The sequence below is a fragment of the Streptococcus parasanguinis ATCC 15912 genome (genome assembly GCF_000164675.2).
GTDB classification, from domain to species: Bacteria; Bacillota; Bacilli; order Lactobacillales; family Streptococcaceae; genus Streptococcus; species Streptococcus parasanguinis.
In genome coordinates this window covers 865999-883920 of the sequence record NC_015678.1, presented here as the reverse complement: position 1 = coordinate 883920, position 17922 = coordinate 865999, and the positions used below count along the sequence as shown (strand labels likewise).

The 17922-nt window shown below is 41.1% G+C and carries 14 protein-coding genes; 12 read left to right on the top strand and 2 right to left on the bottom strand.

Annotated features, from left to right (window positions below):
* Nucleotides 1-54: 54 nt before the first annotated feature.
* Both HMPREF0833_RS04230 and HMPREF0833_RS04225 read left to right on the top strand, forming a co-directional pair.
* A complete protein-coding gene (locus HMPREF0833_RS04230) occupies nucleotides 55-438 on the top strand; it encodes a YwiB family protein (protein WP_013903867.1) in 384 nt (127 codons plus the stop codon).
* Between the two features lie 211 nt (nucleotides 439-649).
* Nucleotides 650-3334, top strand: coding sequence for a cation-translocating P-type ATPase (locus tag HMPREF0833_RS04225; protein ID WP_041818316.1), 2685 nt, complete (start codon nucleotides 650-652; stop codon nucleotides 3332-3334).
* Between the two features lie 191 nt (nucleotides 3335-3525).
* Here HMPREF0833_RS04225 and HMPREF0833_RS04220 read toward each other — a convergent pair whose 3' ends face one another.
* The gene (locus HMPREF0833_RS04220) at nucleotides 3526-4383 is read right to left on the bottom strand and encodes a metallophosphoesterase (protein ID WP_013903865.1); all 858 of its coding nucleotides are present in this window, start codon (nucleotides 4381-4383) and stop codon (nucleotides 3526-3528) included.
* Nucleotides 4384-4557: 174 nt separating this feature from the next.
* On the opposite strand from HMPREF0833_RS04220, the gene prfB reads away from it, so the two are divergent.
* From prfB to ftsX, 3 genes are all read left to right on the top strand, one after another.
* Nucleotides 4558-5653, top strand: a protein-coding gene (gene prfB, locus HMPREF0833_RS04215) for a peptide chain release factor 2 (RefSeq protein WP_100209015.1) whose coding sequence is annotated in 2 segments (ribosomal slippage) — nucleotides 4558-4629 and nucleotides 4631-5653 — 1095 coding nt in all. Because the reading frame shifts where the segments join, the coding sequence is not laid out codon by codon here.
* A gap of 44 nt (nucleotides 5654-5697) precedes the next feature.
* Entirely contained in the window at nucleotides 5698-6390 is a 693-nt protein-coding gene (gene ftsE, locus HMPREF0833_RS04210) for a cell division ATP-binding protein FtsE (protein WP_003018939.1), read from the top strand.
* Nucleotides 6383-7309: a permease-like cell division protein FtsX gene (ftsX, locus tag HMPREF0833_RS04205; protein WP_013903864.1), complete on the top strand. Its 927-nt coding sequence runs from the start codon at nucleotides 6383-6385 to the stop codon at nucleotides 7307-7309. Before ftsE ends, ftsX begins: the two co-directional genes overlap by 8 nt.
* A 69-nt stretch (nucleotides 7310-7378) precedes the next feature.
* On the opposite strand, the gene HMPREF0833_RS04200 is transcribed toward ftsX, so the two are convergent.
* On the bottom strand, nucleotides 7379-8020 hold the full coding sequence (locus HMPREF0833_RS04200; protein WP_013903863.1) for an MBL fold metallo-hydrolase: 642 nt from the start codon (nucleotides 8018-8020) through the stop codon (nucleotides 7379-7381).
* A 118-nt stretch (nucleotides 8021-8138) separates the two neighbouring features.
* Here HMPREF0833_RS04200 and HMPREF0833_RS04195 point away from each other — a divergent pair, with 118 nt between their 5' ends.
* The 7 genes from HMPREF0833_RS04195 (at nucleotide 8139) to ezrA (ending at nucleotide 17907) form a co-directional block, all read left to right on the top strand.
* Nucleotides 8139-10592: a bifunctional DnaQ family exonuclease/ATP-dependent helicase gene (locus HMPREF0833_RS04195; RefSeq protein ID WP_013903862.1), complete on the top strand. Its 2454-nt coding sequence runs from the start codon at nucleotides 8139-8141 to the stop codon at nucleotides 10590-10592.
* Nucleotides 10593-10596: 4 nt separating this feature from the next.
* Entirely contained in the window at nucleotides 10597-11577 is a 981-nt protein-coding gene (locus tag HMPREF0833_RS04190; RefSeq protein WP_003018919.1) for a YeiH family protein, read from the top strand.
* 32 nt (nucleotides 11578-11609) lie between these two features.
* The gene (locus HMPREF0833_RS04185; RefSeq protein ID WP_013903860.1) at nucleotides 11610-12839 is read left to right on the top strand and encodes an FtsW/RodA/SpoVE family cell cycle protein; all 1230 of its coding nucleotides are present in this window, start codon (nucleotides 11610-11612) and stop codon (nucleotides 12837-12839) included.
* Nucleotides 12840-12854: 15 nt separating this feature from the next.
* Nucleotides 12855-13406 (top strand): DJ-1 family glyoxalase III, encoded by a 552-nt coding sequence (locus HMPREF0833_RS04180; protein WP_013903859.1) that lies wholly within the window; start codon nucleotides 12855-12857, stop codon nucleotides 13404-13406.
* Nucleotides 13407-13570: 164 nt separating this feature from the next.
* Nucleotides 13571-14134 (top strand): HAD-IA family hydrolase, encoded by a 564-nt coding sequence (locus HMPREF0833_RS04175; RefSeq protein ID WP_041818313.1) that lies wholly within the window; start codon nucleotides 13571-13573, stop codon nucleotides 14132-14134.
* 12 nt (nucleotides 14135-14146) lie between these two features.
* Entirely contained in the window at nucleotides 14147-16096 is a 1950-nt protein-coding gene (gene gyrB / locus HMPREF0833_RS04170; RefSeq protein ID WP_003018926.1) for a DNA topoisomerase (ATP-hydrolyzing) subunit B, read from the top strand.
* 86 nt (nucleotides 16097-16182) lie between these two features.
* Nucleotides 16183-17907: a septation ring formation regulator EzrA gene (gene ezrA, locus HMPREF0833_RS04165; protein ID WP_013903857.1), complete on the top strand. Its 1725-nt coding sequence runs from the start codon at nucleotides 16183-16185 to the stop codon at nucleotides 17905-17907.
* Nucleotides 17908-17922 lie beyond the last annotated feature (15 nt).

Sequence of the window (17922 nt, the reverse complement as noted above, 5' to 3'; positions counted from 1 at the left end):
ATACGTAAAATTTGATAAAATAGTTAAGTAAGGAAAGATAAGAAGGAGACAAAGATGCAGATTCGAATTCAAAATACCATTCGATTTGGAGAAGAAATGGAAATCGTTGATCAGTACTATCAAGGAGAATGGAAGGAAAAAGCAGGTTTTCAATATCTCTTGTATACCAATGAAGAAGATGAAAAGGTTGCTTTGAAATTTTCAAACGATGAATTGATCATGACACGATTCTCAACTCCTAAATCCATCATGCGTTTCTACAAAAATGAAGATGGTGGGGCAATCATCCCAACTCCAATGGGCATTCAGCAATTTTTGATTACAACAGACCTCTTTCAATTAGAGGAAGGGAATTTGCAGCTCTCTTATCGCTTGTTAACTCTCGATGGAGAGCAGGAATTTGCCAATTACCAATTATTGGTTGAATGGGAAGAGTAGGCCTCATCAATTATTAGAGGTCTTGCTTGCTTTATTCTATAAAAATGGTATAATAAAAGCACTCAAGGGAGTAGCTGGCGGATTTCCGCGATAGTGTCGTCATTACGAAATTATTTCCGGCACTATATTAAACGGCGAGACTTGTTTTTTCAAACAGGTCTCTTTTTTGTGCAAAAGAGACCTAGTAGAAAGTTATAAGGAGGAAACTATTTTGTCAAAAGAACAAAATAAAGCTTTGTTTTATACACAGAGTAAAGAAGAAGTTCTAAAGGAATTGGACTCTTCAATCGAAGGCTTGTCAACTGCTCAAGCTCAAGAACGTTTAGCGACTTATGGTCATAATGAACTGGACGAGGGTGAAAAACGTAGCCTCTTGTCTAAGTTTATCGATCAGTTTAAAGATTTGATGATTATCATCTTGCTGATCGCCGCAGCTCTCTCTGTGATTACAGAAGGAATGGACGGCCTTACAGATGCCATGATCATTTTAGCCGTTGTTGTTTTGAACGCAGCCTTTGGTGTCTACCAAGAAGGACAAGCAGAAGCAGCTATCGAAGCACTGAAAAACATGTCTAGTCCATTAGCGCGTGTCCGCCGTGATGGTCACGTGATTGAAATTGATTCCAAAGAATTGGTCCCGGGTGATATCGTTCTTCTGGAAGCTGGCGATGTGGTTCCTGCTGATATGCGCTTGTTAGAAGCAGCCTCTCTTAAAATCGAAGAAGCAGCTCTTACAGGGGAATCGGTTCCAGTTGAAAAAGATGTGACTGGCCTTGTTGAGGCAGATGCTGGTATCGGAGACCGTGTCAATATGGGGTACCAAAACTCGAACGTAACCTATGGTCGTGGTACTGGGGTTGTGACCAACACAGGTATGTATACAGAAGTTGGTAAGATTGCAGATATGTTGGCCAATGCCGATGAAACGGAAACACCATTGAAGCAAAGCTTGGAACAACTCTCTAAAGCCTTGACTTACTTAATCGTTGTGATTGCGATTATCACTTTCCTAGTTGGTGTATTCGTTCGTGGGGAACATCCATTAGAAGGTTTGATGGTTGCGGTAGCCCTTGCGGTTGCGGCGATTCCAGAAGGTCTTCCTGCCATTGTAACCATCGTTCTCTCTTTGGGAACAACAACCCTTGCCAAACGCAATTCGATTGTTCGTAAATTGCCAGCCGTTGAAACACTTGGTTCAACAGAAATCATCGCATCTGATAAAACAGGTACTTTGACCATGAACCAAATGACGGTTGAAAAAGTGTATACCAACGGTCAATTACAGAGTGCAGCAACCGAAATTGGAGCAAGCAACAATACACTTCGCATCATGAACTTTGCCAATGATACCAAAGTGGATCCATCTGGTAAGTTGATTGGGGACCCAACAGAGACTGCTTTGGTACAATTTGGTTTAGACCACAATTTTGATGTTCGTGAAGCCTTGAAGGATGAGCCACGTGTAGCTGAATTGCCATTTGACTCTGACCGTAAGCTTATGTCTACGATCCATAAGGAAGCTGACGGTTCATACTTTATCGCTGTCAAGGGGGCTCCTGACCAATTGCTCAAACGTGTGACGCGTATTGAAGTCAATGGGGAAGTTCGTCCTATTACGGATGAAGATAAGAAAGCTATCCTTGCTACCAACAAAGACTTGGCCAAACAAGCCCTTCGTGTCTTGATGATGGCTTATAAGACAAGCAACGAAATCCCAACCTTGGAATCTGAAATCGTTGAGTCTGACCTGATCTTCTCTGGTTTGGTCGGTATGATTGACCCTGAACGTCCAGAAGCAGCAGAAGCGGTTCGTGTTGCTAAGGAAGCAGGTATCCGTCCTATCATGATCACGGGTGACCACCAAGATACAGCAGAAGCTATTGCCAAACGTCTTGGAATCATCGATCCAAATGATACAGAAGACCATGTCTTCACAGGGGCTGAGTTGAATGAACTCTCTGACGAAGAATTCCAAAAAGTCTTCAAACAATACTCTGTCTATGCGCGTGTATCACCTGAACACAAGGTTCGTATCGTGAAAGCTTGGCAAAATGAAGGAAAAGTTGTTGCCATGACAGGGGATGGAGTCAACGATGCACCATCACTTAAGACAGCTGACATTGGTATTGGTATGGGGATTACAGGTACAGAGGTTTCTAAGGGGGCTTCAGATATGGTCCTTGCAGATGATAACTTTGCAACCATTATCGTAGCGGTAGAAGAAGGACGTAAGGTCTTCTCAAATATCCAAAAATCTATCCAGTACCTCTTGTCTGCCAATATGGCTGAGGTCTTCACCATCTTCTTTGCAACCCTCTTTGGATGGGATGTTCTTCAACCAGTACATCTTCTCTGGATCAACTTGGTAACCGATACTCTTCCAGCCATCGCTCTTGGTGTGGAACCAGCTGAGCCAGGTGTTATGACCCACAAACCTCGTGGACGTAAATCTAACTTCTTTGACGGTGGAGTCTTCGGAGCCATTCTTTATCAAGGTGTCTTCCAAACCATGCTCGTTCTTGGTGTTTATGGCTGGGCCTTACTCTCTCCAGAACATGCGACTCGTGCAGAAATCCATGCAGACGCTTTGACCATGGCATTTGCAACTCTTGGTTTGATCCAATTGCTCCATGCCTTTAACGTCAAATCGGTCTACCAATCCATCTTTAAAGTGGGACTCTTCAAGAACAAGACCTTTAACTGGTCGATTCCAGTTGCCTTTGTTCTCTTGATGGCGACCATCATTGTCCCTGGATTTAACAAACTCTTCCATGTGTCTCATTTAAGCTTGACACAATGGTTAGCTGTTATGATTGGTTCGCTTTTGATTGTTGTTCTCGTTGAGATTGTCAAAGCCGTTCAACGTGCACTTGGAAAAGATAAAAACGCCATTTAAACATAAAAAAAGTCATCTTTGGATGGCTTTTTTTTGCGGGCAAAATAGACTGGGCATATTCCTTGAGGTAAGAGTGGATATTGAGAAACCAATAAGGAAAAGAACTGATTATTAAGATACTTACTGTAAGGTTTCTCATTTCAGAACTAAAGTGGTTACTTTTTTGAAATGAGAATAGTGCCGTCCTATTTTTATAATTTTAATATGATCATAGCTTGAGAAAATTCATGTTTAAGTTTTTTCTTTTTGTAGGCTTTAAATTCAGGAAGGTCTTTAATTCTGCGATAGCGTTTGTAGGGATCATAGCGCTTTGAAAAATCAAATTCGGGGAAATCTTCAAAAAATTGTTTGCAGAGCTCCCATTCTCTGACATAGCCTAAAGGTCTTGCATGATAGGTGATGGTGTCAATAGTTGTCGTTGGAATTCGGCGGTGGCTATGACCAAAAATGACATCTTTGACAGGATATTGTCTAAAAAGCTCGTGAAAGGCTTGGCTCCCTAAAAAAGCATTAAAGCGTTCAAAATAAGGGTGATGCAGGAGAAACTGACTGTGAGGAACAAAGTGCATGGCGATAATTAAGGGTTGATTTACACGCATGAGCTCTTGTTCCAGCTCTTGCAAAAGATTTTTGGTAATGGCTGGATCAGCTCCCATTCGTTGGAGGCGTCTATCAAACCAAAACAGTTTTTTGGTTTGGAGATGTTTTTGGGGAGAGAGAGTAGGAACAAAGCTGTAGTCATACCAGCCAGAAAAGGCAAGGAGTGTATGCTTTGAAAAAGGAATCTTTTGAAATTCAAAAGGTCTTATGGCTTCTTCTGATAGGCCCAGCATATCATGATTTCCTAAGCTAAAAGTCACAGGAAGCTGACATTGGAGTTGGGCTAAAAATTTTTGTGAGGTTTCTCCAAAGCCATTAGCAATATCTCCTGCTATATGGAGATGTTGAATGTTATGTTGCTGGAAAAGAGTGATCAGGGTCTCTAATTCATCTTCGCCGAAGTTGTTCGAATCAATATGTAAATCGGACATAAAAGCTACTGTTGTCATGCTACCAGTCTAGCATAAGAGCATCTTTTTTTCTAACAATTAGGTTACAAATGAATAGAAAAATACTGAAAATCAGCTGGATTGGCAGTGGTCAACCAGCAGATCTAATATTGGAAGGTGGGCAAATAGTGAAGGTTATGATATAATAGACTAGATACATAGAAAGAGGTACTTATGGACATTTCAGAAATTCGTCAAAAAATTGACGCAAATCGTGAAAAATTAGCTTCTTTCAGGGGGTCTCTTTGACTTAGAGGCGTTGGAAGAAGAAATTGCCATTTTAGAAAATAAAATGACAGAACCTGATTTTTGGGATGATAACATTGCTGCGCAAAAAACATCTCAAGAATTAAATGAACTCAAGCAGACCTATGAAAATTTCCATCAAATGGTGGATCTCTTTGATGAGTCAGAAATCTTACTGGACTTTTTGGCAGAAGACGATTCGGTCAAAGAAGAATTGATCGAGAAGTTGGAGGAGCTGGATAAACGTATGACCAGCTATGAGATGACCTTGCTATTGTCTGAACCCTATGACAATAATAATGCCATCCTAGAAATCCACCCAGGTTCAGGAGGAACAGAAGCTCAGGACTGGGGTGATATGCTCCTTCGGATGTATACTCGTTTTGGAAATGCTCATGGCTTCAAGGTTGAAGTCTTGGACTATCAGGCTGGAGATGAGGCTGGAATCAAGTCTGTGACCTTATCTTTTGAAGGGCCTCATGCATACGGCCTTCTTAAATCTGAAATGGGCGTTCACCGTTTGGTTCGGATCTCTCCATTTGACTCCGCTAAACGTCGTCATACCTCCTTTACATCCGTTGAAGTTATGCCAGAATTGGATGATACGATTGAGGTTGAAGTTCGAGACGATGATATTAAAATGGACACCTTCCGCTCTGGTGGAGCTGGTGGACAAAACGTCAATAAGGTTTCTACAGGGGTGCGCTTGACCCACATTCCGACAGGGATTGTTGTTGCTTCTACTGTGGACAGGACTCAGTACGGAAACCGTGATCGAGCAATGAAGATGCTTCAGGCCAAACTCTATCAATTAGAGCAAGAGAAAAAAGCAGCAGAAGTGGATTCTCTAAAAGGGGATAAAAAAGAGATCACCTGGGGAAGTCAAATCCGCTCCTATGTTTTTACCCCATACACCATGGTTAAGGATCACCGGACCAACTACGAAGTAGCGCAGGTGGACAAGGTGATGGATGGAGATATCGATGGCTTTATCGATGCCTACCTTAAATGGCGTCTCCAGTAATCTACATGGAATAACCCAGAAAAGAATGAAAGGAATTTCATTACATGTCAATGATTGAAATGAAAGATGTTGTCAAAAAATACGACAACGGGACAACAGCTCTTCGGGGAGTATCTGTTCGTATTGAACCAGGAGAATTTGCCTACATTGTAGGACCTTCTGGTGCAGGAAAGTCGACCTTTATTCGACTTTTATACCGTGAAGTAAAACACGATAAAGGAACACTGAAAGTTGCTGATTTTGATTTGGATAAAATCAAAAAACGTGATGTTCCAATGTTGCGACGCAATGTGGGAGTGGTTTTCCAAGATTATAAATTACTGCCAAAGAAGACTGTTTATGAAAATATTGCCTATGCTATGCAAGTTATTGGAGAGCGTCGTCGCAATATTAAAAAGCGCGTTATGGAAGTTTTGGATCTTGTTGGGTTGAAACACAAGGTCCGCTCATTCCCGAATGAATTGTCCGGTGGGGAGCAACAACGGATTGCGATTGCGCGAGCTATCGTCAATAATCCGAAAGTCTTGATTGCGGATGAGCCAACGGGTAACTTGGACCCAGATAATTCATGGGAAATCATGAATCTTTTGGAGCGAATTAATTTGCAAGGGACTACAGTATTGATGGCGACCCACAATAGTCAAATTGTAAATACTTTACGTCACCGTGTCATCGCGATTGAAAATGGTCGTGTAGTGCGTGATGAAGCGGAAGGAGAGTACGGATACGATGATTAGAAGATTTTTCCGACACTTAATCGAGTCGCTTAAAAGCTTGAAACGAAATGGTTGGATGACGATTGCAGCGGTCAGCTCAGTCATGATTACCCTTAGTTTGGTTGCTATTTTCGCCTCAGTTATTGCCAATACTATCAAGCTTTCAGATGATATTCAAAATAGTGTGCGGGTTGTAGTATACATGCGCAAAGATATTCAAGATCAGAGCGAGCAGATTGAAAAAGACGGTCAAACCGTGACCAATGAAAACTACCATAAGGTCTACGATGCTCTGACAGCCATGAAACATGTTGATAAGGTTGATTTTTCTAGCAAGGAAGAACAGTACGATAAACTGATCAAAACGGCTGGGAACAACTGGAAGATTTTTGATGGAGATGCCAATCCTCTCTACGATGCTTATTATGTAGAAACAACAGCTCCTAAATATGTAAAGCAAGTTTCGGCTGATGCCAAAAAAATTGAGGGAGTTTCTGAGGTTAAAGATGGTGGGGTAGATACCCAACGCTTGTTTGCTCTTGGAACCTTTATCCGAAACTGGGGATTGATCGGTGTAGCTTTATTGATCTTCATCGCAGTTTTCTTGATTTCGAATACCATTCGGATTACCATCATTTCACGTAGTCGTGAGATTAAGATTATGCGACTGGTAGGAGCAAAAAATGGCTATATTCGTGCCCCATTCCTTTTAGAAGGTGCTTGGATTGGTCTCTTGGGAGCCTTAGTTCCTTCAGTTTTGGTTTTTTATGTTTATAATGTTGTCTATACATCAATGAACAATAACTTGGCAGATCAAAACTTGTATCTCTATAGTCCACATGTCTTGGTACCGATTATGGTGGGTGGCCTCTTTGGATTAGGAATTTTGATCGGGGCGATTGGTTCTTCAATCTCTATGAGACGTTTTCTTAAGATATAATTAAAAAGCAAGTTCGCACTTGCTTTTTTGTATACTTTAATTATTACAAGAAGGATGATACAGAACTCTTTAGGATTGTCTAAAAAAGGGATTGAACATCTTCTCGTGACCAATAGAAGTTTCAGAGCCATGACCGGGATAGACAGTGTAGGAAGATGGAAGGGTAAAGAGTTCTTCTCTAATACTGCTAAGTAACTGTGCTGCGTTCCCTGTTGGAAGATCGGTCCGTCCAATGGTTTCGCGAAAAAGGGCGTCACCGGATAGAATCAGGTGATCCTCAGGAAAGACGATAGAGACCCCTCCTGCAGAGTGGCCTGGTGTCTCCAGAACATAAAAGTGGAAATCGGCTATTTGGTAATCAGAGCGAATGTCATAAAGGAAGTCTGCCTCCTTACATACAACATCTTCTAAATCTGCATGACGATCTAAACCAGATAAATTATCGACAGGAGAAGACAACCAACTGGCTTCTGCTGAATGGACATAAACAGGTGGGAAATGATAGGTCTGACGAACCTTTTCAAGACTCATAATATGATCGTAATGTGTATGGGTTAAAAGAATTGCTACGATTGGTTTACCGATGCGATCAATTTGTTTCTGAATAGCCGCCCAGTCGCTACCTGGATCGACAAGAATGAGGGAGTGTCCATTTTCAAGGTAGTAGGTGTTTTCATAAGCTATAGGATTAACAGTACGATAGATTTTCATAAGGACTCCTTTCTAGAATAGTGTATCAAATTGCAAAGAAAATAACTGGATTTAAGTCAGCCTCAAAGGAGAAAAAAATCTGCAGAGCTTGCTCAAACGTGATATAATTTTAAGTATTATGACAAGACAGAAACGGAAATATGCCATTGTGGACCTGGAAGCGACCAGTGCTGGAAGTAATGCTAAGATCATTCAGGTTGGGATTGTCATCATCGAAGATGGAAGGATTACGCAATCCTATGAGACGGATGTGAATCCCCATGAGCGATTGGATGAGCATATCAAACAATTGACTGGCCTGACAGATGCTCGCTTACGAAAAGCTCCAGAGTTTGCACAAGTGGCAAAAGAAATTTTTGAATTAATAGAAGATGCCGTCTTTGTGGCCCATAATGTCAAATTTGATGCGAATTTATTGGCAGAAGCGCTCTTTTGGGAAGGATTTGAGCTAACGACTCCTCGGATTGATACGGTTGAATTGTCTCAAATTTTCTATCCGACTTTAGAACGCTACAATTTAGGAGCGCTTGCGGCTGAACTGGAAATTGAGTTGCACCATGCTCACTCCGCTCTAGCGGATGCTATGGCAACGGCCCAGCTGCTGTTGAAATTGAGAGAAAAAATTGCGAGCTTACCAAGAGGATTGATCGAAAAACTTCTTTCGATGGCAGATTGTTTGATTTATGAATCACGACTCTTAATAGAAGATGCGCTTGAAGACAGTAGTCTTTTTTTACCAGCTCATTTAGTAGAAGTTCATGGTCTCTATCTGCGCAAGCCACAGCAGTTTTTAGAAAGTCGTCATTTGTCTGAACAGTTTGAACTCAATATGCAGCTGTTGGGAATGGAAGCTTATCCAGAGCAGAGAGAATTTGTTGCCTATATCGAGGATAGTTTGCAACAGCCACTTCCAAGTTTTATCGAAGCGCCAACGGGTATTGGGAAGACCTATGCCTATCTATTAACGCTTTTGGCCAAAACCTCCAAAAGCATTCTTGTCAGTGTTCCAACTAAAATTCTTCAGGATCAAATTATGAAGAAGGAAGGAAAGACCATCCAAGATCTTTTCCAAATTCCCTTTCATAGCCTGAAAAGTCCCAAGGATTACATCCAACTCGATAAATTTTATGAGGCTTTACAGAGTGAGTCAGATAATGGGATGATTCGACGCTTTAAAATGCAACTCTTGGTTTGGCTGACGATGACAGAAACGGGAGAGTTCAGTGAAATTGGCCAACTCTATCGTCATCTTCATTTTGTTTCTGAGATATGCCACGACGGCCAATTGTCGAAGCGTTCACTTTTTTATCAGGAAGATTTTTGGCGTCTCGGCCAGGAAAAAGTGAAAACCGGCCGAGTGATTCTGACCAATCATGCCTATCTGTTAACCCGTCTAGAAGATGATAAGAGTCTACTTCAAGAATCTGTTCTGGTAGTGGATGAAGCGCAAAAACTCTTCTTTGCTTTAGAGCAATTTTCACAAAGAGAAGAAAACTTGCAATCTCTTCTTCTAAGCTTGCAACACGCCATCGAAGAGGAGAAAGATCTTCTGCAGCGACGGTTGCTGGAGAGTATTCAATTTGAACTAAATGCCTGCTCAAAAGAAGTCCTACAAGGAAAAGCAGCGATCTTATCAGATCAAACGGTGGCAAAAATTCGACAGGATGTATCGGAATTAAAAAACGAATCTCTAGAGAATCTAAGGGAATTGTTTGATGAGCGCTACCAAACCTTTTGGATGGATAAAGAAGTGGTTGAAAGCCACCAGATTCTTCGTCTCCATGGTGGAGTTGAGGACTTACTATCCTTTAAGGAGTTTGTGCCTGAAGAGGTGCCCGTGCTCTTTGTATCAGCGACGATCGCTATCAGTAAAAAGGTGCATTTACCTGCTCTTTTAGGATACCAAGAGCAGCAAATTTACCGGGTGCCAATAACAGTCAAACAACACCAGGAATTGTTGGTGCCGATAGATTTCCCAGATGTCGTTTCTTTATCTTCCGTGGAGTATGCAGGAGAGATTTGTCAGCTCATCGATGAACTCCTTCCTCTAAGAAAACCAATTTTTCTTTTATTTACCTCAAAAGAATTGTTACTGGAGACGTCAAACGCATTGAAGTTTCCTCATTTGGCCCAGTATCGAAATGGAGATGCAGCTAATATTAAGCGACGATTTGACCGAGGAGAAAGCTCTATTTTATTGGGAACAGGAAGCTTCTGGGAGGGAGTCGATTTTTCCCAACAAAAAGAAGTGATTCAAATGATCACGCGCCTTCCTTTTGATAACCCCAAAGATTACATGGTTCAAAAACTGAATACCCAACTCAGAGAACAGGGGAAAAATCCCTTTTATGACTATAGCCTTCCGGTTGCGATTTTAAGATTAAAACAGGCTATTGGGAGAACCAGCCGTTTTCAAGACCAGGAATCGTTGGTCCTCTTATTGGACCAGCGGGTGGTGACCAAACGATATGGAAAACAAATTATAGATGGTTTGCAACAAGTGCTACCCCTTCACACGACAGTGAGAGAGCGGCTTGTTGAGCAAGCAGCTGAGTTTTTTGAAAGGAATTGAGAGAATGAAAAATAAGGGATTTGGACTAGCAATTGCATTTGTACTGGCTCTTTGTGCCATGTTTTTGGGAAATTTCTTTCCCATCATTGGCTCCAGTGTCTTTGCTTTGATTTTAGGAATTGTCCTCAATGAATTAGTAGATTTACCAGAGAATTCACGACCAGGACTGAACTGGTCCGGTAAGAAATTATTGCAGTATTCGATTATCTTTATGGGATTTAGCTTGCCGATTGCGACGGTTGCCTCTACAGGCTTGTCTTCTTTGAAGATTAGTCTGCCAACGATAACAGTTGCCTTTCTGGCAGCGATTATCTTTGGGAAAGTCTTCCATCTGAAATCTCATCTACGGACCTTAATTGGGTTTGGAACAGCTATTTGTGGTGGATCTGCTATCGCAGCAGCTGCGCCGATCATTGAAGCAGACGAAGAGGAAATTGCCTTATCTATGTCAACCATCTTCTTCTTCAACATTTTGGCTGTCTTTATCTTTCCAGTATTAGGGCATATATGGCATATGTCTAATTTTCAATTTGGCCTCTGGTCAGGAACAGCCATTAACGATACGTCATCTGTTGTAGCAGCAGCGTTTTCCTACAGTAAAGCGGCGGGTGAAATGGCTACAATTGTTAAGTTAACACGAGCTCTTATGATTGTACCGGTCTGTTTGGGCTTGATCGGTTTAAAATGGTATCGGAGTAAACAACAAGGAAGAAACAAAGGAATGTTAAAAAAAATTATTCCTTGGTTCATCATCTGGTTTATTGTGGCTTCTATCCTTTCATCTATCGGCTTGGTACCTAAAGTGGTTCTTCCTTACCTAAAGGACCTTTCTCACCTCTTTATGGCCATGGCCTTAGTCGGAATCGGAAGCAAGGTTTCTTGGAAACAGTTCCGTGCAGCAGGAGCAGCCCCCCTTCTGGTAGGTTTGATTGCTTGGTTTTGTGTAGCCGGATCTAGCTTAATTCTACAGATGCTATTCTACTAAATTATTTACCATTCTAACAGAAAGGAACGTGAATGAAGAAAAATCATTTTTGGGATATCCACCTGGATTATTCGATCATTGGGATTGTTCTCACCCTTCTCATGATTGGGATTTTATCTGTTTATGTAGCAGTTTCTCATGACTATCCCCAAATGGTCTGGTCTTTTTTGGGACAACAATTGGCTTGGATTGGTATGGGGTGTGTTGTTTGCTTGATTGTCACGATATTTAGCACGAAATTTCTATGGAAAATCACTCCCTTTCTTTACCTACTTGGCTTGATCTTGATGGTCCTTCCTCTTATCTTTTATAATCCAAACTTGGTAGCTTCAACAGGAGCTAAAAACTGGGTGGCTTATGGAAACATCACCTTATTTCAGCCTTCAGAATTTATGAAAATTCCTTTCATTCTAATGCTGTCACGCTCCATTGTCCGATTTTTACAACGAAATAAGGGGCGTGAGCGCTGGTTGCGACAAGATTGGCTTTTGATTCTAGAGTTGACGATCTATACGATTCCTGTCTTTGCCTTATTGGCTCTCCAACAGGATTTGGGAACAGCCTTAGTATTTTTGGCGATCTTTGCTGGCTTAGTCCTGATTTCAGGAGTTTCTTGGAAAATCATTTTACCAGTGGTCTTGTTCATTGTTGGAGGCCTTGCTGGCTTTCTCTTCCTCTTTTTATCAGAAGGTGGTCGTGCTTTTCTTCACCAGCAATTAAGAATGCCAACCTACCAAATCAATCGGATTTTGGCTTGGTTAAATCCTTTTGATTACGCACAAACGACAACCTACCAGCAAGCGCAAGGACAGTTGGCTATTGCTAGTGGGGGCGTGTCAGGCCAGGGATTTAATGTTTCCAATTTATTAGTTCCTGTGCGGGAAAGTGATATGATTTTTACAGTAATAGCAGAAGATTTTGGTTTTGTTGGCTCACTTGTGCTTCTGATTTTATACGTTTTTTTGATTTATCGAATTTTAAAAATCACCCTCCAGTCCAATAACCAGTTTTATACCTATATTTCCATTGGATTTATTATGATGCTGGTCTTTCATATTTTTGAAAATGTCGGAGCAGTGACTGGTCTTCTCCCCTTGACGGGGATTCCCCTCCCCTTTATCTCACAAGGTGGATCGTCTATTATTAGTAATCTAATTGGTGTTGGACTGGTTCTCTCAATTTACAATCATAGTAGCAAAAAGAAAGAGCCAGAGGAAGGGGTGCCAATCCGTAAAAAAGTTGTCCTTAAGAGGGCGCAATAGAAAGAAGGAATCTAGATGAAAAAAGTAGCAACTATTTTAGCAAACGGTTTTGAAGAAATTGAAGCTTTGACCATTGTCGATGTTTTGAGACGAGCTGGTATCGACTGTGACCTCATTGGTATGGAAGAAACGGTCACAGGTTCTCATCAGATCACTGTGGAAGTAGACCGCCTCTGGAATGGAGACCTGTCAGATTATGATGGAATCTTCTTACCAGGTGGGATGCCAGGAGCCGCAAATTTGCGGGATAATCCGGAATTGATTGCAGCCCTTCAAGAAGAAAGTAGGAAGGGAAAAATCATCTCTGCGATTTGTGCAGCACCAATTGTCTTGGCGCGTGCCGGCCTCTTAAAAGAAAAAAACTATACGTGTTACGATGGTTTTGAAGAAGAGATTCAAGATGGGCACTATCAGAAAGAAACAGTGGTGAAAGACGGTAATCTCCTGACCAGTCGTGGTCCTTCAACTGCTCTTGCCTTAGCATATGCCTTGGTAGAGCAATTTGGAGGAGATGCCCAAAACCTTCGTAAAGGAATGCTCTATCAAGACGTCTTTGGAGATGCTTAAAAGAGCTCTTTTGGACACCATTTTTTCTGGTGAAAGATCACATTCTATGACGGAAAATGACTTCTCTTTGGTTTAAAATGAAATGACCGTAAAAAATGGCTAAAATCCCCCTAAATGAGGGTTTTAGCTTATTTTTTTTGTCCATTTGTGGTATAATATTGACTATGAATTATCATGATTTTATATGGGATCTTGGTGGGACGCTATTGGATAATTACGAAACGTCCACAAATGCCTTTGTAGCGACATTGAAGGACTTTCACATCCAAGCCGATCATGATTCTGTTTATGCAGCATTAAAAATCTCAACACAGGATGCAATTCAAACTTTTGCACCTCATATTTCCAATTTTCGTACGGAATACAAGAAAAAAGAAGCCTTAGGCTTGCAAGAGCCAGTCTTATTTGAGGGGGCAAAAGAGTTACTAGCAGAGATACAAGCACATGGAGGACGCCATTTTTTGATATCTCATCGGGATCGCCAAGTTCTGACCCTCATTGAACAGACAGGCATTGCCCCCTTCTTTACGGAGATTGTAACAGCAGACGAGGGATTTCCTCGAAAACCAGATCCAGCCTCTATGCTTTATTTGAAGGAAAAATATGGCATTCAAGATGGTTTGGTCATCGGAGATCGTCCGATCGATATAGAAGCTGGGGAGGCTGCAGGGCTTTCGACCTATTTATTTGATTCCATGCCACACTTACACCAGTTTATATTTGAATAGAAAAGGGAAATTATGACAGAGGATAAACAGCAAGAAAATCAAGCACAAGAATATGACGCCAGTCAGATTCAGGTCTTGGAAGGACTAGAAGCCGTTCGGATGCGTCCGGGGATGTATATTGGATCTACCTCAAAAGAAGGTCTTCATCATCTGGTCTGGGAAATCGTAGATAACTCGATTGACGAAGCCTTAGCCGGTTTTGCTAGCCATATTGAAGTTTTCATTGAAGCAGATAATTCTATCACGGTTGTCGATGATGGTCGTGGGATCCCAGTGGATATCCAAGAAAAGACAGGTCGACCTGCCGTTGAAACTGTCTTTACCGTGCTTCACGCGGGAGGAAAATTCGGCGGAGGCGGCTACAAGGTTTCTGGTGGTCTTCACGGGGTCGGGTCATCCGTTGTGAATGCCCTCTCCACATCCCTCGATGTTCGCGTCTATAAAAATGGCAGTATCTATTACCAAGAGTATCGACGTGGACACGTTGTGGATGATTTGAAAGTTATCGGGGAGACAGATCGGACAGGGACAACTGTTCACTTTATTCCAGACCCAGAAATCTTCACGGAAACCACCGAGTATGATTTTGAAAAATTAAATAAACGGATTCAAGAACTAGCCTTTTTGAATCGTGGCTTGCGTATTTCTTTGACGGATAAGCGAGAAGGCCTGGAGCAAGAAAAGCATTACCACTACGAAGGTGGGATCTCTAGTTACGTCGAATACATCAATGAAAACAAGGATGTCATCTTTGAAAAACCAATCTACACAGATGGTGAAATGGATGATATTACAGTTGAAGTAGCTATGCAATATACCACAGGCTACCATGAGACGGTCATGAGTTTTGCGAATAACATTCATACCCATGAAGGTGGGACGCATGAACAGGGCTTCCGTACAGCTCTCACTCGTGTGGTCAATGATTATGCTAAGAAAAATAAGCTCTTAAAAGAAAACGAAGACAATCTAACTGGGGAGGATGTTCGAGAAGGCTTAACAGCAGTTATCTCGGTTAAACATCCTAATCCACAGTTTGAAGGACAAACCAAGACCAAACTTGGAAATTCAGAAGTTGTTAAAATTACCAATCGACTCTTTAGTGATGCCTTTTCTGATTTCCTTTTGGAAAATCCACAAATTGCTAAGAAAATCGTCGAAAAAGGGATTTTAGCGGCCAAAGCTCGGGTGGCTGCTAAGCGAGCGCGTGAGGTGACCCGTAAGAAATCGGGGCTTGAGATTTCCAACCTACCTGGTAAATTGGCAGATTGTTCTTCAAATAATCCACAAGAAACAGAACTCTTTATCGTCGAAGGGGATTCAGCCGGAGGATCTGCAAAATCCGGTCGGAATCGGGAATTTCAAGCGATTCTCCCAATTCGTGGTAAAATTTTGAACGTTGAAAAAGCAAGTATGGACAAAATTCTAGCCAATGAAGAAATTCGTAGCCTATTTACAGCAATGGGAACTGGATTTGGTGCAGAATTTGATGTTACAAAAGCGCGTTATCAAAAATTAGTGATCATGACCGATGCTGATGTCGATGGCGCTCATATCCGAACTCTTCTATTGACCTTGATCTATCGCTATATGAAACCAGTCTTGGAAGCGGGATATGTTTATATCGCGCAGCCACCGATCTATGGGGTCAAAGTGGGTAGTGAAATTAAAGAATATATCCAACCAGGTGCTAACCAAGAAGCAGAATTAGCTGCAGCCTTGGAACGCTATTCAGAAGGTCGCTCAAAACCAACTATCCAACGATACAAAGGTCTTGGAGAAATGGATGATCACCAACTGTGGGAAACAACTATGAACCCTGAACATCGTTTGATGGCGCGTGTATCTGTAGATGATGCTGCTGAAGCAGATAAAATTTTTGATATGTTGATGGGAGATCGAGTAGAACCCCGTCGTGAGTTTATCGAAGAAAACGCTGAATATAGTACACTCGATGTATAAAATTCAACGAACGCTTCCCATTAATGGATATTTTATGGTATAATTACTAGGATTACGTTCAAGTAATACGATGAAGGAGTTTTTATATGTCTAGTGGACTAATTATTCTCATCATTGTTGTAGCCCTCATCTTAATTGTAGGATATGTGGTTGCAGTGATTTTGAGAAAACGGAACGAAGCCTTACTGGCTGCACTGGAAGAAAGAAAAGAAAAGTTATACAACCTTCCAGTCAACGATGAAGTAGAGGCTGTGAAAAACATGCATTTGATTGGTCAAAGTCAAATTGCATTTCGTGAATGGAATCAAAAATGGGTAGATTTATCCTTAAATTCATTTGCTGATATTGAAAACAATTTGTTTGAAGCGGAAGGCTTTAATAATTCATTCCGTTTCATGAAGGCCAAACAAGCCATCAATAATATCGAGAGTCAGATCCAGCTAATTGATGAAGATATCAAGTCGATCCGCCAAGCCCTCTCTGATCTTGAAGAACAAGAGCAAAAGAATAGTGGCCGTGTGGTTCATGCCTTGGATATGTTTGAGAATCTACAAAAAGAAGTAACTTCAGATGTAGATCGCTATGGTAGTGCTCTTTCTGAGATCGAAAAGCAAGTCGGCAATATTCAGTCTGAGTTTTCACAATTTGTGACTTTAAATTCCTCAGGAGATCCTGTTGAAGCAGCTGAAATCCTTGATACAGCTGAGAGTCACATCGTAGCATTGACACACATTGTTGAACGTGTACCAGAGATTGTCTCAGCTCTTCAGGCAAAACTTCCAGATCAATTAGAAGATTTGGAAAGTGGTTACCGTAAACTTTTGGAATCAGGTTATCATTTCACAGAAACCGACATAGAATCTCGTTTCCAACAATTGCATGCTTCTCTAAAGAATAACATGTCAAATGTGTCAGCTCTTGAATTAGACAATGCTATTTACGAAAATGAACAAATTCAAGAAGAAATTGATGCTTTGTATCACATCTTTACCCGTGAAATTGAATCACAAAAGGTTGTGAAAAAGTTGGTGAAACAACTGCCTGGTTATTTGAAACATGCAAAAGATAACAACAGCAACCTTGCAGCAGAAGTGGAACGTCTTGGTAAAACATTCGTCTTGAATGAATCTTTTAGCCAACAGTTAAAAGAGTTAGAAGCTGAGCTATCTTCACAAGAAGATGTGGTTGAGGATGCTTTGAAAGATTCATCTGAAACTCAAAAAGCTTATTCAATCTTGAAAGAAGAGCTAGAAGCAATCGAGGCTCGTTTGAAAGAAATTGAAGATGAACAAATCAACTTAAATGATTCTCTTTCAAAAATTGAGAAGGATGATGCTAACGCTCGCCAAAAAGCGAATATCTATGCGAATCGATTGCATGCGATCAAACGCTATATGGACAAGCGTAACTTGCCAGGAATCCCTCAAGAATTCTTGGAATTATTCTTCACAGCAAGCAATAATACAGAAGCTTTGATGGATGAATTAGAAGGCGAAAAGATTAACATTGAATCAACCAATCGTTTGTTAGAGATTTTGACTAATGATATGAATGAATTGGAAGAAGCAACGTATCGAATTGTACAAAATGCTACTTTAACGGAGCAATTGTTGCAATATTCAAATCGCTATCGTTCATTTGATGATCATGTTCAAGCAGCTTTTGATGAGTCACTTTATATTTTCGAAAGAGAATATGACTATGCGGCTTCCTTTAAAGTGATCTCAGATGCTTTAGAGATGGTAGAAGCTGGAGTGACTGATCGCTTTGTAACTTCATATGAAAAAACAAGGGAGCAAATTCGCTTCTAATAACAGAAAAATGAC

What these genes read in the sequence shown, in the direction of transcription:
- ftsX (WP_013903864.1), top strand. Translation starts at nt 6,383, where the DNA reads ATGATTAGAAGATTTTTCCGACACTTAATCGAGTCGCTTAAAAGCTTG.
- HMPREF0833_RS04230 (WP_013903867.1), top strand. Translation starts at nt 55, where the DNA reads ATGCAGATTCGAATTCAAAATACCATTCGATTTGGAGAAGAAATGGAA.
- HMPREF0833_RS04185 (WP_013903860.1), top strand. Translation starts at nt 11,610, where the DNA reads ATGAAGAAAAATCATTTTTGGGATATCCACCTGGATTATTCGATCATT.
- ezrA (WP_013903857.1), top strand. Translation starts at nt 16,183, where the DNA reads ATGTCTAGTGGACTAATTATTCTCATCATTGTTGTAGCCCTCATCTTA.
- gyrB (WP_003018926.1), top strand. Translation starts at nt 14,147, where the DNA reads ATGACAGAGGATAAACAGCAAGAAAATCAAGCACAAGAATATGACGCC.
- HMPREF0833_RS04220 (WP_013903865.1), bottom strand. Translation starts at nt 4,383, where the DNA reads ATGACAACAGTAGCTTTTATGTCCGATTTACATATTGATTCGAACAAC.
- HMPREF0833_RS04190 (WP_003018919.1), top strand. Translation starts at nt 10,597, where the DNA reads ATGAAAAATAAGGGATTTGGACTAGCAATTGCATTTGTACTGGCTCTT.
- HMPREF0833_RS04175 (WP_041818313.1), top strand. Translation starts at nt 13,571, where the DNA reads ATGAATTATCATGATTTTATATGGGATCTTGGTGGGACGCTATTGGAT.
- HMPREF0833_RS04180 (WP_013903859.1), top strand. Translation starts at nt 12,855, where the DNA reads ATGAAAAAAGTAGCAACTATTTTAGCAAACGGTTTTGAAGAAATTGAA.
- HMPREF0833_RS04200 (WP_013903863.1), bottom strand. Translation starts at nt 8,020, where the DNA reads ATGAAAATCTATCGTACTGTTAATCCTATAGCTTATGAAAACACCTAC.
- ftsE (WP_003018939.1), top strand. Translation starts at nt 5,698, where the DNA reads ATGTCAATGATTGAAATGAAAGATGTTGTCAAAAAATACGACAACGGG.
- HMPREF0833_RS04195 (WP_013903862.1), top strand. Translation starts at nt 8,139, where the DNA reads ATGACAAGACAGAAACGGAAATATGCCATTGTGGACCTGGAAGCGACC.